11 protein-coding genes and 1 tRNA gene are annotated in these 14014 nt (G+C 61.0%); 7 read left to right on the forward strand and 5 right to left on the reverse strand.

Features of this window, described 5'->3' with window-relative positions; all coding sequences use genetic code 11:
• The first annotated feature begins 717 nt into the window (after positions 1–717).
• From ACVW16_RS35810 to ACVW16_RS35825, 4 genes are read left to right on the forward strand one after another with little or no spacing between them, the layout of a single operon-like run.
• Positions 718–2118, forward strand: a complete 1401-nt coding sequence (locus ACVW16_RS35810; protein ID WP_456735139.1) for an SLC13 family permease — start codon at positions 718–720, stop codon at positions 2116–2118.
• Between the two features lie 26 nt (positions 2119–2144).
• Positions 2145–3422 (forward strand): CaiB/BaiF CoA transferase family protein, encoded by a 1278-nt coding sequence (locus ACVW16_RS35815; protein ID WP_456735140.1) that lies wholly within the window; start codon positions 2145–2147, stop codon positions 3420–3422.
• 15 nt (positions 3423–3437) lie between these two features.
• Entirely contained in the window at positions 3438–4271 is an 834-nt protein-coding gene (locus ACVW16_RS35820; RefSeq protein WP_456735141.1) for a citryl-CoA lyase, read from the forward strand.
• On the forward strand, positions 4268–5320 hold the full coding sequence (locus ACVW16_RS35825; RefSeq protein WP_456735142.1) for an amidohydrolase family protein: 1053 nt from the start codon (positions 4268–4270) through the stop codon (positions 5318–5320). The genes ACVW16_RS35820 and ACVW16_RS35825 overlap by 4 nt, the downstream gene beginning before the upstream one ends.
• Here the strand turns inward: ACVW16_RS35825 and ACVW16_RS35830 are convergent.
• Positions 5274–6266, reverse strand: a complete 993-nt coding sequence (locus tag ACVW16_RS35830; RefSeq protein WP_456735143.1) for a LysR family transcriptional regulator — start codon at positions 6264–6266, stop codon at positions 5274–5276. The two genes, ACVW16_RS35825 and ACVW16_RS35830, sit on opposite strands and share 47 nt — an antisense overlap.
• 136 nt (positions 6267–6402) lie before the next feature.
• On the opposite strand from ACVW16_RS35830, the gene ACVW16_RS35835 reads away from it, so the two are divergent.
• A complete protein-coding gene (locus tag ACVW16_RS35835; protein ID WP_456735144.1) occupies positions 6403–7701 on the forward strand; it encodes an MFS transporter in 1299 nt (432 codons plus the stop codon).
• A 1045-nt stretch (positions 7702–8746) separates the two neighbouring features.
• Here the strand turns inward: ACVW16_RS35835 and ACVW16_RS35840 are convergent.
• Both ACVW16_RS35840 and ACVW16_RS35845 read right to left on the reverse strand, forming a co-directional pair.
• Positions 8747–9151: a phage integrase central domain-containing protein gene (locus ACVW16_RS35840; protein WP_456735145.1), complete on the reverse strand. Its 405-nt coding sequence runs from the start codon at positions 9149–9151 to the stop codon at positions 8747–8749.
• Positions 9152–9310: 159 nt separating this feature from the next.
• Positions 9311–9400 (reverse strand) — tRNA-Ser (locus ACVW16_RS35845).
• A gap of 247 nt (positions 9401–9647) precedes the next feature.
• Between ACVW16_RS35845 and ACVW16_RS35850 the strand changes: the two genes are divergently transcribed.
• Positions 9648–9830 (forward strand): hypothetical protein, encoded by a 183-nt coding sequence (locus tag ACVW16_RS35850; RefSeq protein ID WP_456735146.1) that lies wholly within the window; start codon positions 9648–9650, stop codon positions 9828–9830.
• A gap of 853 nt (positions 9831–10683) precedes the next feature.
• A complete protein-coding gene (locus ACVW16_RS35855; protein WP_456703588.1) occupies positions 10684–10887 on the forward strand; it encodes a hypothetical protein in 204 nt (67 codons plus the stop codon).
• Between the two features lie 1195 nt (positions 10888–12082).
• Here ACVW16_RS35855 and ACVW16_RS35860 read toward each other — a convergent pair.
• Both ACVW16_RS35860 and ACVW16_RS35865 read right to left on the reverse strand, forming a co-directional pair.
• Positions 12083–12718 carry a phosphatase PAP2 family protein gene (locus ACVW16_RS35860; protein ID WP_456735147.1) on the reverse strand — a complete coding sequence of 212 codons (636 nt, stop codon included), beginning with the start codon at positions 12716–12718 and terminating at the stop codon, positions 12083–12085.
• 148 nt (positions 12719–12866) lie between these two features.
• On the reverse strand, positions 12867–13085 hold the full coding sequence (locus ACVW16_RS35865; protein ID WP_456703590.1) for a ribbon-helix-helix domain-containing protein: 219 nt from the start codon (positions 13083–13085) through the stop codon (positions 12867–12869).
• Positions 13086–14014 lie beyond the last annotated feature (929 nt).

Consider the following 14014-nt stretch of genomic DNA (forward strand, 5'->3'; position numbering starts at 1 on the left):
GGTACGACTAATGCGATTCACTGCACACTCCCCCCAACTCTGCTAAGGGCAGGGCACCCCCAATGTGCCGAAACACGGTTGGAATACGCCGCGGAAATCACTCCATCCAGCACAACCCCGGGCTACCCATTCCGGATAACCGGACTCGCACGGGCCCACGAAAACGAGTTGATTTCTCTGTATACGGGTGCTTGAGCGGATCCTGGAGGGACCCGGCGTATGCGAGAGGATACTCCCTCCTCCGCATTGCCTTGAATGCTTCGTGTTTTTCGGCGCACGCCGCGATAGCTACGGCCGTAATCTACGATCTTGGTCTCGAAATGCGCGCTACGAGGTCGTCCGAGCGATTCATGGTAGCGGAGATCGCCGGGCTTGGCCGCTTTCGCCTCCTTATGACCGATCCATCCCTGCCACACGGCGGAAGAGATGTCGGCTGTCAGGGGTAGACCACGCCGTCGAGCCAAACCGTCGCGATTGACCCTTTGCGACCTCCTCGCACCGTAACGGGACGCCAGCCTTCGCGACATTCCTGCCAGTTATGATTTCCTGAAAACTTGCGATTGGACGCTGGTTCAGTGCGCGAGCTATCCCATCGTGAAGCACGGCTGCAAAACCTGATGGCATCGACCATCGCCGCATGCGTCCTATGGGAGGAAACACGTGTCATCTCACGCCCAAGTGGAGAGCAGCGCGTACGCGTCCGGCTCCCTGGAGGCCATGCTGAAGGCCATTGGCGTTCCCCTCGCCATCATGGTCGCAGCCGCGATCTGGTTTGCGCCGACACCCACCGAACTATCGTTGCAAGGCCACAAGGCGCTGGCGCTGTTCGGCGGCATCTTCTTGCTGTACCTGACCGAAGCGATACCGCTCGCGATTGCGAGCCTGCTGGTGATCCCCCTCGCGGTGCTGTCTGGCACCGCCAATCTCCGCACCGCCCTCGACGGCTTTTCCGCCTCGCCTGTCTATCTGATCATCGGTGCCTTCATCCTCGCGACCGCGATGGTGAAGACCCGGCTTGCGGAGCGCATCACCTACATCATTCTGGCAAAGTTCGGTAGCGCGCCGTCAAGAATCACGCTGGGCATCACGCTGATCAACGTTGTGCTCGCCTTTCTGGTTCCGTCCTCGACCGCACGCACTGCGATCCTGCTGCCGGAATGCCTCAGTATCTTGACCATCTTCGGTATCGCCGCACGTTCACCGTTCGCGATCAACCTGCTGCTGACGCTGACAATGACCAACGCCACCATCGGCGCCGGGGTCCTGACGGCGACGGTGCCCAATCCCGTGACAGTTGAATTCATCGCCAAAGCCAGCGGACACACCATCACCTATGCCGAATGGCTGCTCTATGGTTTTCCGCCGGCGCTTGTGATGACCTTCTTCACCTGGTGGCTGATTCAGCGGGTGTTTCCGCCTGAATTCGCTTCCGGCCATGAACAAGTCGAGGGGCGGATTTCACAAAACCTCGGCTCGATGGGCCCTATGTCATCCGCCGAATGGCGCGCGCTGATCGTGTTCGTGCTGGTGACGTGTCTGTGGGCGACACAGGGCCTGACTGGGCTCGACACCACGGTGGTCTGCCTGATGGGCGCCTGCCTGCTATTTCTGCCGGGTTTCGGCGTGATGGACTGGAGCGACGCCAACAAGGGCGTCTCTTGGCAAGTACTCTTGATTGCGGGCGGCGGGGTTTCGCTCGGCGACATCCTCCTGAAGACCGGCGCCGCCAACTGGCTCGCCAATTCCATCTTCCATGCTCTCGGTCTCGCCGGCGCGTCGGCGCTGATCGTGATCGTGGTGGTGATGCTGATCGTGCAGTTCATGCACGTGATCTTCGTCGGCACCACGGCCATGGCGACGAGCTTGTTGCCGATCATTCTGGCAATGGCCGGCACCGCCGGGGTCAATCCGGTCGCGCTGGCGCTGCCAGCCGGCATGATCATCGGCGGCTATCCGCTACTAATGTTCTACAACACGCTGCCGAGCATCCTCGTCTACGGAACCGGGCGGCTGCGCGTTGGTGATTTTCCCAAAGTCGGCATCATCGCTTGCCTTGTCGCCTGTCTGATTTACGCCCTGTGCGCCGCCACCTGGTGGCACTGGCTAGGCCTCGTTTGACATCAAGCATCCCCCGGAGGAACACCATGGCACTGCCACTCGCCGGCATTCTCGTCCTCGACCTGTCTAATGTCCTCGCCGGCCCGTTCTGCGGCTATCACCTCGCGCGTCTCGGCGCCGAAGTGATCAAGGTCGAAAATCCCAAGGGGGGCGACCTGGCGCGCCGGCTCGGCGCTGATCCCGCGATGGCGAAGAACCTGATGGGCCTGTCGTTCGTCGCCGTAAATGCCGACAAGCAATCGGTCGCGATTGATTTCAAGGCCGATGACGGCAAGGAGATATTTCTCCGCTTGGTCGAAAAGGCCGACGTCGTGCTGGAGAATTTCCGTCCCAAGGTAATGGAGCGGCTCGGGCTCGGCTACGACGTGCTCGCGAAGCGCAATCCGCGGATCGTGTATTGCGCGATCTCGGGGTTTGGACAGGACGGTCCATGGGCGGGCCGCCCCGCTTACGATCAGATCGTGCAGGGATTGTCCGGCGTGATGAGTGTCACTGGCGATTCCGAGACCGCGCCGTTACGCACGGGATTTCCGATCGCCGATACGATTGCGGGCCTCACCGCATCCTTTGCCATTGCAGCAGCGCTGGTCGAACAGCGGCAGACCGGACGCGGCCGGCGCATCGATGTCTCGCTGCTCGAAGCGACGCTCGCCGCCATGGGCTGGGTGGTCTCGAACCACCTCAATGCCAATGTCGATCCCCGTCCGATCGGCAACGAGAATTTCACCGCGGCGCCGTCAGGCACGTTCGCGACCGGTTCCGGCCCCCTGAACATCGCAGCCAATGAGCAGAAGCAATACGAGGCACTGTGCGACATCATCGGCAAGCCTGAAATGAAATCCGATCCGCGGTTTCGCGAGCGTCAATCGCGCAAGGATCATCGTGCGGCGCTGAAGCAGGAACTGGAAGTCGCCCTCGCCGCCAAACCCGCCGTCGAATGGGAGGCGCTTTTCAACGCCAAGGGCGTTCCGGCCGGTTGCGTGCTGAGTGTGCCCGAGGTGCTGAGAGAGCAACAGGTCACCAGCCGCAAGTTCGTCGAGAGCCTGAAGGCAAACGTAACGGGCGGTCAGACCATGCGGGTGACGCGTCCCGGTTTCCTCCTTGAGAGCGATTATCCCGAACCGTCGCCGCCACCGAGTCTCGGCCAGGACACCATGAAATGGCTCCGGCAGATCGGCTTCAAGGACGCCGAGATCGAAACTTTCGGCCGGCGCGGCGTCATCGCCTTCGACAACCGGCCGACGGTTAAGGATACCGCCAGGATGCCCGACCTGAAGGCGCGCGCCGAAACATCGAGCACCTGAGAGAGGAGAGCAACCGTGACTGATCAAACTGCCGCCGATATGCTGCAAAAGGCTACCCAATGGTGGTCGACCGACATCATCGACATGAAACCGGGCGTGATCCGCTTTCGCGGTTTTCCGATCGAACAACTGATCGGCCGGGTGTCGTTTCCGCAAATGATCTGGCTGATGCTGAAGGGCGATCTGCCATCCGCCGAACAGGGGGCGCTGCTGGAGGCCGCGCTGGTCTCCGCTGTCGATCACGGCCCGCAAGCCCCATCGATTGCGATCGGACGCATGGCCGTGACCTGCGGCCTGCCGCTCAACGGCGCGATGGCCTCTGCCATCAACGTGCTCGACGACGTCCACGGCGGCGCCGGCGAGCAGTGTATGGAGCTTTACGCCGACATCGCGACCCGTCAGGATGCGGGCGCAACGCTTGACGCCGCCGTTGAGCAGGCGCTCGATGCCTTCATCGCGACGAGCGGCAAGATCGTGCCCGGCTTCGGTCATCGCTTTCATCCCGTCGATCCGCGGTCGCCGCGGTTGCTCGAACTGGTCGACGGCGCACGCAAGATCAAGATCGTATCCGGCCGCTTCGCCGACATCGGCCGCGGCGTCGAGGACCTGATGCAGCGGCGCAAGGGCCGCAAGATTCCGATGAACATCGATGGCGCCACCGCCGTCATCTACTCCGAACTAGGCTTCTCGCCGGCGCTCGGGCGCGGCCTCTTCATTCTCTCCCGCTCGGTCGGAATCCTCGCCCATGCCTGGGAACAGTCGCAGCAGGGCGGCCGCATCAAGGGCCCGATGCCTCCCGACATCCCCTACCGCTACACCGGACCGGCGCCGCGGGATTTCGCGAAATGATCCAGCCGTCACCGTCAGGGACCAGCAACTATCTGGCGGTGCGGCCTGACTGGCTCGCGCGCGGCGTCGAGGCAGCGCTGGAGCCCGAGCTTCCGATCATCGACGCCCATCATCATCTCTGGGACCGGCCGAACTGGAAGTACCTGTTCGACGAATACAACGCAGACATTGCCGCCAGCGGACACAACATAACGGCCAGCGTCTTCATGCAGTGCCAGGCGATGTACCGCAGCGACGGTCCGGCCGAAATGCGGGTGATCGGCGAGACCGAGTTCATCAACGGCGTTGGGGCGATGAGCGCGAGCGGCAACTACGGCCCGCGGGGTCTCTGTGCCGGCATCATCGGTCATGCTGATCTGCGGCTTGGTGACGCTGTCGCACCGGTCCTGGAGGCACATCTTGCCGCTGCGCCCAATCGTTTCCGCGGCATCCGGCATATCACTGTTTGGGATGCTGACCGAAGCCTGATGAATCCGCTCAGTGCCGGACCGCCCGCCCTGCTCAGCGATGAAACATTCCGCAAGGGGTTTGCGCGCCTCGCGCCGCTCGGCCTTGTCTTCGATGCCTGGCTATTTCATCCGCAAATTCCTGAATTGACCGCACTCGCCCGGGCGTTTCCGCAAACCACGATCGTGCTCGATCATCTCGGCGGCATCGTCGGGATCGGCGCCTACCAGGATCGCCGCGACGAAATCTTCGCCGGCTGGTCGCGCTCGATCCGCGAACTGGCCACCTGCCAAAACATTTGCGTCAAGCTCGGCGGCCTCGGCATGCGCATCAATGGCTTTGGTTTCGAAGCTCAAGACGCGCCGCCGAGTTCGGAAGTCCTCGCCGAAACGTGGCGGCCCTACGTCGAAACCTGCATCGAGGCATTCGGGACGCAGCGATGCATGTTCGAGAGCAATTTTCCGGTCGACAAGGGATCCTATTCTTACGGAACTGTCTGGAACGCATTCAAGCGCCTGACCCGACAGGCTGGCGACAGCGAGCTAACCAGCCTGTTCAGTGCGACTGCCGCACGCGTTTATGGGCTCGCTCCGCGGGGCTGACGATGACCCCAGGCGTCTGGGCTTCGGTCATGCCCGGCAGCGTGACCTGATCGAGGAAGTCGCGGCCCTTCGCCTTGAGCAGTGCGACGACGCGCTGCGCCGCCGGCGAGAGATAGCCGTCGCGTCGGATGACGAAGCCGAGCGGCCGTCGCATCGTGGTAGTGTCGATCATCAGCCGGGCGAGCTGGCTGCCGAGCCGCAGCGGATGCAGGTTTCGGGTCGAGGTGAAGCTTAACAGCGCTGTGTCGGCGATCAGTTTCGGTAATGTCGTGATCGAGTTGGTTTCAATCTGGACCGACGGCAGCGGCAGCCCGTGGGCCTCGAATACATGGTCGATCCATTGGCGCATCGCGACGCTGCGCGCCGGCAGCACCCATTTCGAGCTGGCAAGATCGTTGATCGTGAGCGGCTTCCCGCACAGTGGATGATTTTTTGCTGCCACGACGACGACTTCATCGATGCCGAAGGCTTCGTGCCGGAATTCCTGCTCGTCGGAGGCAAGCACCGGTCCGATAGCAAGATCGAGCACCCGCTCGCGCAGCGCCGTCCGCAGTACGCCGCTCATTCCGATCTGGATTTCGATCGTCAGCCCCGGCGCGTCGCCGATGATTGCCCGGCAGATCTGCGGCAGCAGGTATTCGCCCATGGTCGCGCCGCAGCCGATAGCGACGTGCCCAGCGGCCCCGGCGGCGAAATCCGTCACTTCTCGCAACGACTCCTCCATCGCCTCGCGCATGCGACGGGCACGGGTGAGCAGGACCTCGCCCACCCGCGTCAGCGTGATGCCGCGCCCCGTCCGCTCAAACAGGTCGGCGCCGACTGTCTCCTCGAGCCGCTGGATGCATTTTGTGAGTGCGGGCTGGGTGCGGCCCAGCTTATCCGCGGCCCGGCCCATGTGGCCCAGATCGGCGATCACCTCGAAATACGCGAGGTCGCGCAGGTCCATTACTTCCTCCCGGTTATAGGTCCTTGAAAATTAGCAATTGGACCGTTGTCGACACCGTCTGGCATCTTGAGCCTAACACGGCTGGCTCGCCTCGGAAATCGAGGCTCTAGACACAGCCCATGACCGGGAGGACGAGATGACCGATGTCACGGCCAATGCAGTTGGCGGCGCTGGTTCGGGGCTGTTGGCCACCGCCGTTTCCAAGAATACCTGGCGCCTGGTGCCGCTGCTCGGTCTCGCCTACCTCTTCAACTATCTTGACCGCACCAGCGTCGGCTTTGCTGCGCTGCAGATGAACAAGGCCATCGGCCTCAGCTCCACGCAATTCGGCTGGGGCGCCGGCATTCTGTTCCTCAGCTATTGCCTGCTCGAAGTTCCAAGCAACATGATGATGTACCGCTTCGGCGCCCGCCGCTGGCTCGCGCGCATCATGATCACCTGGGGACTAGCGGCAGCCGCGACCGCCTTCGCCGTCGGCCCTTCCAGCTTCTATCTGATCCGCTTCCTGCTCGGCGTGTTCGAAGCCGGCTTCTTCCCTGGCGTGATCTGGTACATCTCGATCTGGTTTCCGGCAAAGTACCGCACCAGCGTGCTCGCCCTGTTCATGGCGTCGACGCCGCTGTCCTCGCTGCTCGGCAGCCCGATTTCGGCGGCGCTCCTCGGCATGGACGGACTGTGGGGCCTTGCTGGTTGGCAATGGATGTTCCTGATTGAGGGCCTACCCGCCTGCGTGCTCGGCGTCCTCTGCCTTTTCCTGCTGGCCGACACGCCAGATCAGGCCAAGTGGCTGACCACAGAAGAGCGTCAGGCGCTGCTCAACGAACTCGCCAATGACAAGCACGACAAGCCCAAAAAGGACCTGTGGGCGGCGATGAAGGACACGCGCGTGCTGATGCTGACCGCGATCACCTTCGCCTTCACCATCGGCTCCTACGGCGTCGGGATCTGGCTGCCGCTGATCCTGAAGAACCATGGCCTTACGAACATGGAAGTCGGCTGGCTGAGCGCGGTGCCCTATCTGTTCGCCACTATTGGCATGCTGTTCTGGGCGCGCCTTGTCGATCGCAGCGGCCAAAAGATCTATAATCTGATCGCGGCCCTGATCCTCGGCGCGTTGGGGCTCGCGCTGTCGGTTGTCTTCACATCGCTCATTCCGGCGCTTGCCTGCCTGACCTTGGCACTGATTGGCACGATTTCCGCGCGGACGGTCTTCTACACCATCCCGCAGGGCTTCTTGACGGGCGCCGCAGCCGCCGGCGGGATCGCATTCATCAACTCGGTCGGCGCGTTCGGTGGCTTCGTCGGCCCGTACATGGTCGGCTTCCTAAAGGACGCGACCGGTTCGTTCGATGCCGGCATGATCGGAATGGCTATGATCTTGATCGCCGCTACCGGTATCGCGTTTGCTTTCAAGGTGGTGGTGCAGAACAAGTGAAGGAGAAGATGGACCACCCCGCACGGAGCCTGCTTCTAGCCCACCTGCGAAGTTGCGGCGCGTCTGACAGAGGTCCCGCTCATCGCGGCAGAGCGGACCAGATTTGCTCAACCTAAGTTCTTCGCTTGTGACCCGAAGCAGGCGTTGGCATGGCTCGATGTCATCGAGCCATGCCGTCTTATGCGGTGAGTGGGCGTGGTCTACCGGCGACTTTCGGCGACTTGCTTTTCCCCCGGCAACTTGCCCCCAGCTTGCAGGCTGCTGCAAAGCCACCGGGACTCCTTGCCGGTCGCGCCGAGCAAAGTCTTGGTTTCGATACAGTGCGCATAAGTGTTGTAGTTCAGCGTGTCCCGGCACGTTGTCGAGAACGGGCCGATATCGCGTTCGCCACTCTGACTACATCCCACCCAGGGAGCGTTGCCAACCCGGTAACTAACTTCGCAGCCACCGTTACAGCTGCTGGCCGATCTCTCCAGCTTGGCAATCTTGCCCAAGACTGTATTCGGCCCGAATACCGACCCTTCACCTTGAGCCGTTGACGAGCCCGGCGCACGTTGGCGGTGGTGCGAGGTCACGGTGGTTGGCCTCTGCGTCGGCACGACGGTTGTTCTCGCCTTCGGCGCTTCGACCGAGACGGGGGGAAGCGAGGAGTTTGGGGTGGGTTGCGACGATGCGGTGCCTGACGAACTGCACAGCATAACAGTTGACAAAGTAAAGACGATGGACGGCACGGCGAAGCCAAACGACGATCGCATAGTTACCTCCAGAAAATGACGGAAATTCTCTTCCGACAGCTCTTGGTTGTATCACACAAGTTGGAACCAGCAATTCGGAATGGCAGTGACAGACCTTGGACGAGCGGTCTTGACAAACCTATGGAGAAAAACCTGAGGTTGGCCTGACGTCAGGTCATGGCCCCCAACCGACATCGAGCGGACGGCGAATTTCAACGCTCCGCGCGGTGACAGATTTGCGTCGGTTCAGGACCGTGGCCACGGAGGCACCTTGTAGTCCTTACGCTTGCCTTGGCTCAGCTCGAAGGCCCCTATCCTACCCTCCGATCGCCCAATGAGATTCCCTTGGTGCCAGTCGGCAATGCGGCCCAATCTTTCATCAGTGCTCGTCGGTTCTCGAGTTTCTGGCCACGTTGATAGGCCGCAGTCGTCTCGCTCTTGTGAGGGATCGTCAGCTTGCCGATGATGGGATAGGCGTAACGCTTGAGGGAAGATGGCCACTGATCGCGATGCTTCTCGCTCCAGCTCGACCAGTTGGCCCCGATGTATGCTTCCGCGCATTCCTCGAACGTCGACAACACCGCCTCGGTCTCGACCGCTTTCGCCTCTTCGCGTGCGTTTCGTCGTTCTTGGACGATGTAGAGACCTTCGCCGTCGGCGTATTTGCCGGGCTTGTTTTGGCGCTCTACGTCAAACGGTTTCAGCCTTCCAGCCATTGTTCTCCGGCAAAACGTCCTCCGAACCCACGCTCTAAAGCTACGGTCAGCGGCCCGATCAGGGAGAACACCGGGGAACTGCGAAGTACAGTCTTTCGGCCCAAGTCACTGATTTTGCTGTGGAGTTCGAACGACTGCGAACAGTGGAGAACAATATTCTGGCGGAAGGGGTGGGATTCGAACCCACGGTACCCTTGCGGGCACGCCGGTTTTCAAGACCGGTGCCTTAAACCACTCGGCCACCCTTCCAGCGCGGGAAGATCAGGCACTTAGCTAAAGGCGGCATCGAACGCAAGGCGAACTTGGACCCAAACTGGCCTGGGCCATTCTGGAGGTGCCGCAGCAGCCGCGCAACATCAACAGGCACCTGCTGTGGCTTGCGAGCGAGTGGGGTTTAGACGCGCCCCCGAAGGGGGCCGGACAGCATCGGAGGCGCTGAGCGGCTACTTGCCAGCGTCACCGCATCAGCTTCGACTGGATGCTCACTGGCTGTCCCGTGGATCTCAAGAAGATGGTCGACGAGCGCCGCGGGCGGCAGGCCGCACTACCAAGCACCGCGACCATTGTGGCGAAGCATGCCCAGTTCACGATCGGGCAACAGGCGATCGTGACGCGGAGATCAGGCGCATACGGGTGGATCGCACATGAAGGGCCGCCGCCGAACCCACTGGAAGCGTGACCGGCACCGGCTTCATGACTCACCGGCTACGGCTGAAGCGATAACGGCCAAGGGCCTGCCGGTATCCAAGTCGGCGGGCTTCTCTCTTGCGGCCCTCTCGGGCGGCCAGTTTAATGCTCTCGATCACTGGGAGGATTGCGATGCAGAAATTGATTACGGCGGCCGCATTGGCTGCCGCGCTTGTACTTGCAGCATGTGGGAGAGAGCCCGGGCCAAAGGGTGATCCAGGACCTCAGGGGCCGGCCGGCCCGCAAGGTGCCCAAGGGATTCAAGGTGTGCCAGGACCCCAGGGGCCAGCAGGAGCGCAAGGACCCCAAGGACCGCAGGGACCGAAAGGTGACAAGGGAGACAAGGGCGATGCCGCGCCGGTCAATATCCGAGCGGTGGAGGCCGACGGCGCGGTCAATTGCGACGGCAGCGAAACGCTTGTGTCGGTCTTCTGCCCCAGTGGCGGCAGCGCGGATGGCGCAAAGTGCAGCACTTCGCCGACAATTGGTCTTTGCCTGAAAAAGTGAAACTGGAGCAGCGCCCGCCGGTTCGCGCCGGCGGGCTACTTCTCATGCAAGGCAGGACACAATCGCTAAAACAACGTCGGCGCCCAGGTCTGCGGAATACGCCGAAAACACGACGCCGGCGATGAGCGCGACAGCAATCACTTTGAAAACAATCATTTGGAATTCCCCTCTTCAATTCAGGTGCGCAAGGTTAGGCCGGATCCGTTTCCGTCGTGCTTCACGGACACACCGAATGACTTCGTACACGTGGTCGTGATGAATCGGGAAAAACAGGCAATTTTTCAACGCGCGTGCTACTATGCAACCTATTTTAGAGGTTTGCATTAGGAGCTACCCCATTGCCAGCAAGTATCGAATCGATTGTTTCTGCCTATGTGCGTTTGAAGAACCGGCAAGCCCTGGAAGACATGCGAGAGCTTCGGCGCCAGTTGCTCGACGCGCTTCACTCAACATCCAGCATCAACACGGATCAGTCTCGAGATTCGATCCTCGAAGATCTCCGCGTGATCGAGGATGGCCTAGAGCAGCTCCAGCCGCGCTAGTCGAAAACCCCCGCAGCATGCGGCAGGATGCGCTCAAGCGGGCAGACCCAAGCGGACAGACCAATGCCGCTTCAGCTCAGAGAAAAAGGCCCCAGCTTCACCAAAGGAAAAGTGAGCTGGGGCAAGGTCACCTTCTTGCCCAGGTTCTTGATCCTGGGCTATCGGGGAAACTTGGCAAGCTCACCGGCGTTCCGCGACCGAGAATTGGCCTTGGAACGCACACTACAAATGTTGGTTGAAGGGCTGCAGATACGCGCAGCGGGGCGGCCATGTGTAACAAGTGTACCGAGCTAGACAGCAAGATCGCACACTACCAAGCGATGCTGTCCCGCGTTACCGACAAGACGACTCTGGACGGTATAGCCGAGCTGATTGCTCAGCTGCTGGCAAAGAAGGCCGAACTCCACCCCGAGACTGAGGAGTAAAGCGCCGCCTGTCAGGCTCGCATTCCGGTGAAGGACGGCCCTGCCATGCAACAGCTAGCGTCTTCCTCCGCTTACGAAGCCAAAGCGAGGAGCCGCCCGTTTGTCGGGTGGGACGCGAACTGGTGTGGATTTGGCATCAATCCGGCGCGCGCGCTTGCAGTTCGGGCAGATGAAAAGGTGCGCGATCATCGACACTCGGCTGTCTTGCACCAACTGCGAGCGAAACCACCTCATGGCAATTTGGCAGTTTGGGCACTCCGGAGCCTCCAAGTGCTCCACCGCGTGTTTTGGTCTGTCCATACTCGCCTCTTGTTCAGAGACAGTAGCTGGGCACGAGCGGCGGCGGTATATCAAATGTGGGCTCGCTTAGATCATTTCGGTAGAACGTACCGGCGCAAGGTGAACTGAGGCCGCCTCGCTTGAATGGCTTGCTCGGTGCCGTCGCTGCTGGCGACAATGTTGGACCGCGCATGCCGCAGACTGTGCAGACAAACCGGGGCTCGTATCCTGATCTCATCCGGCCATCGGTCGACGTAGTCAGCCGTAAGCTTGAGTTGTGGCTGCAGCGATAGTCCTGGCAGAACACGAGGGGATCGCGCACACCTGTTGACCGGAGCTCGCCCAGCGTGATCTTGAGCAGGCGGCCGTCATGTTCGGTGCGGTCCTCGAGCCAAGGGCGTGACATGCAGCCGTGGAAGCGCGGCGCCGATCGCATCGAGCGCGAGCACCACCGGAACCGACTACGTGGCGTGCGAGAGGATTTGAGGGAATTATCGGTTGAAGCCGATGAACAGATGAAGAATGGCCATGCCGAAACGTCTGGTGATCTGGAAGGCGCCCGAAATTTCGGCCAGCCCGATAAAGAACAGCCCATAAAAATAAGGCGTATAGCGCGGCTCCAATGCAAGGATCGGCGCTGCGAACCGTCTCCTGACCGGTTCGCGGTTGATAACGATGCTGGTTGCGATGCCGATCAAGGCGCCGACAAGCACGTCGCTCGGATAGTGGATGCCGAGGTAGACCCGCGCCACCGCAACGAACGTGGCGAATAGTCCGAAGAACAGGCCCCACCATCGCGAAATCAGCCAGAAGCTGGCGGCGATGGCAAAGAGATAGGTTGCGTAGTCACTCGGGAAGCTGCTCCAGTTTTCGAGGTCTGGGTGCCAGGGCGATGCCATGCTCGGCGGGTTGGCCCCGATGCTGTACATCGGGCGCTCGCGAAAGGGCACCAGCGTGGATAGCGCGCGATTGATGATCAGCGATGCGGCGACCACCAGCAACATGGTCAGAACCGTTTCGCGCCGCCGCGGCATTTCCTTGTCAGGCCGGTACCACAACAGGCCCACGATGCCCATGAAGAGCGCACCCTTGAGTATGTCAATACTGTTAACGACGATCCGGTCCAATGCCGGACTCCAGCCGCAGAAATCGTTCAAGGCTCGGAAGATCGAGACGTCGAGTCCGACTAGAAAATCTGTCACAGGTTGCCTTGCCTCCGCGTCGACCAAATGATCTAGATCAATCGAAGAAAGCACCCAGGGCGCCCCGCGCGGATTAGGCGTGGCTCTTGAACCAGTCGAGCACGAACAGCCGGATCGCGAACGACAGGTTGCCCTGCTGGCGGTTGCGGTCAATGTCACTAACCAGATCCGATAGTGTCATGTTGCGCTGGCTGGGAATCTCCTTCATGCCCGTCCAGAACGCCTCTTCCGGGCTGACACCGGACTTATGGCCGCCGACGACGATCGATCGTTTCACGATGGGCGATCTCATGCCTATTCCTCGCGCTCGACATGCGGGAATCTATTTCGGCGAGCAGTCGAAAAGCGGCCCGCCGGTTCACGCTGGCGGCCCCTCCGAACAGGCGTCAGTTCTGGCTCGGCGGTGCAGGGCCTCGATGGCTTTCCGATAATACTCTGCCACGCTGAGAAGAGCCTCTCGCTCGAGATCGAGGGAAGCGATGACCGCATGTTCTCTGCATGCCCTTTCGAGCCTGCGGAATTCCTTCAATTCCCGCTTCAACGCTAGCTCCAAGCCCGAGGCGACACGTCCAGAATTGAAACGTCAATCTAGCCAATTGCCGAAAATTCCCGCAACACAAATATCAACCATGGCGCGAAACGTCGCACCGCCAGGTCGGCTCGCGGAGCCAAATTGAATCCGGCCAGGCCGCCTAGCCTCGGCGATGGCCGCCGCGGCACGCTCCAAGAGAGCTTCCGTTTCGCCGAGCCATTCCCTGTTATTAACATGGGTTAAGACCGGTTCCCGAGCTCGATCACGCGGGGCCGCTTCGGTTGAACTTCTTTGCATTCCATCTTCCCCGAGGGGAAGACCGAATGAGGCGCCTGACCCGGCAGATTATTGTTACGACAGCCGATGGGGTCCGTACCATATCGATGGATGGGACGATGCCGTCAGGCGCTTGTGGTTCACGATCTTCCCTGGCCTCCTTGAAAGTTGATTGCGCCGCATATGCATGACGAGAGTGCTCGGATCCGGGGCTTACGGTGACAGTGCACCCAACTCACAGCATCCGACTGCGGCTTGGCGGTCTAGCGTTGAGAGTTGTGTGCTGAGCCAATGAGGATTTCGTAGGCTCGTTCGGCTTGTTCCTTCGTCAAGTTGGCTGCTATGTCCGTTCCGATCAGCGCCGGTCCCTTGCGCTCTCGATCGTAGACCATCCAACCGAGACCTCCCATCCG

It is taken from the genome of Bradyrhizobium sp. USDA 4474 (assembly GCF_054057515.1).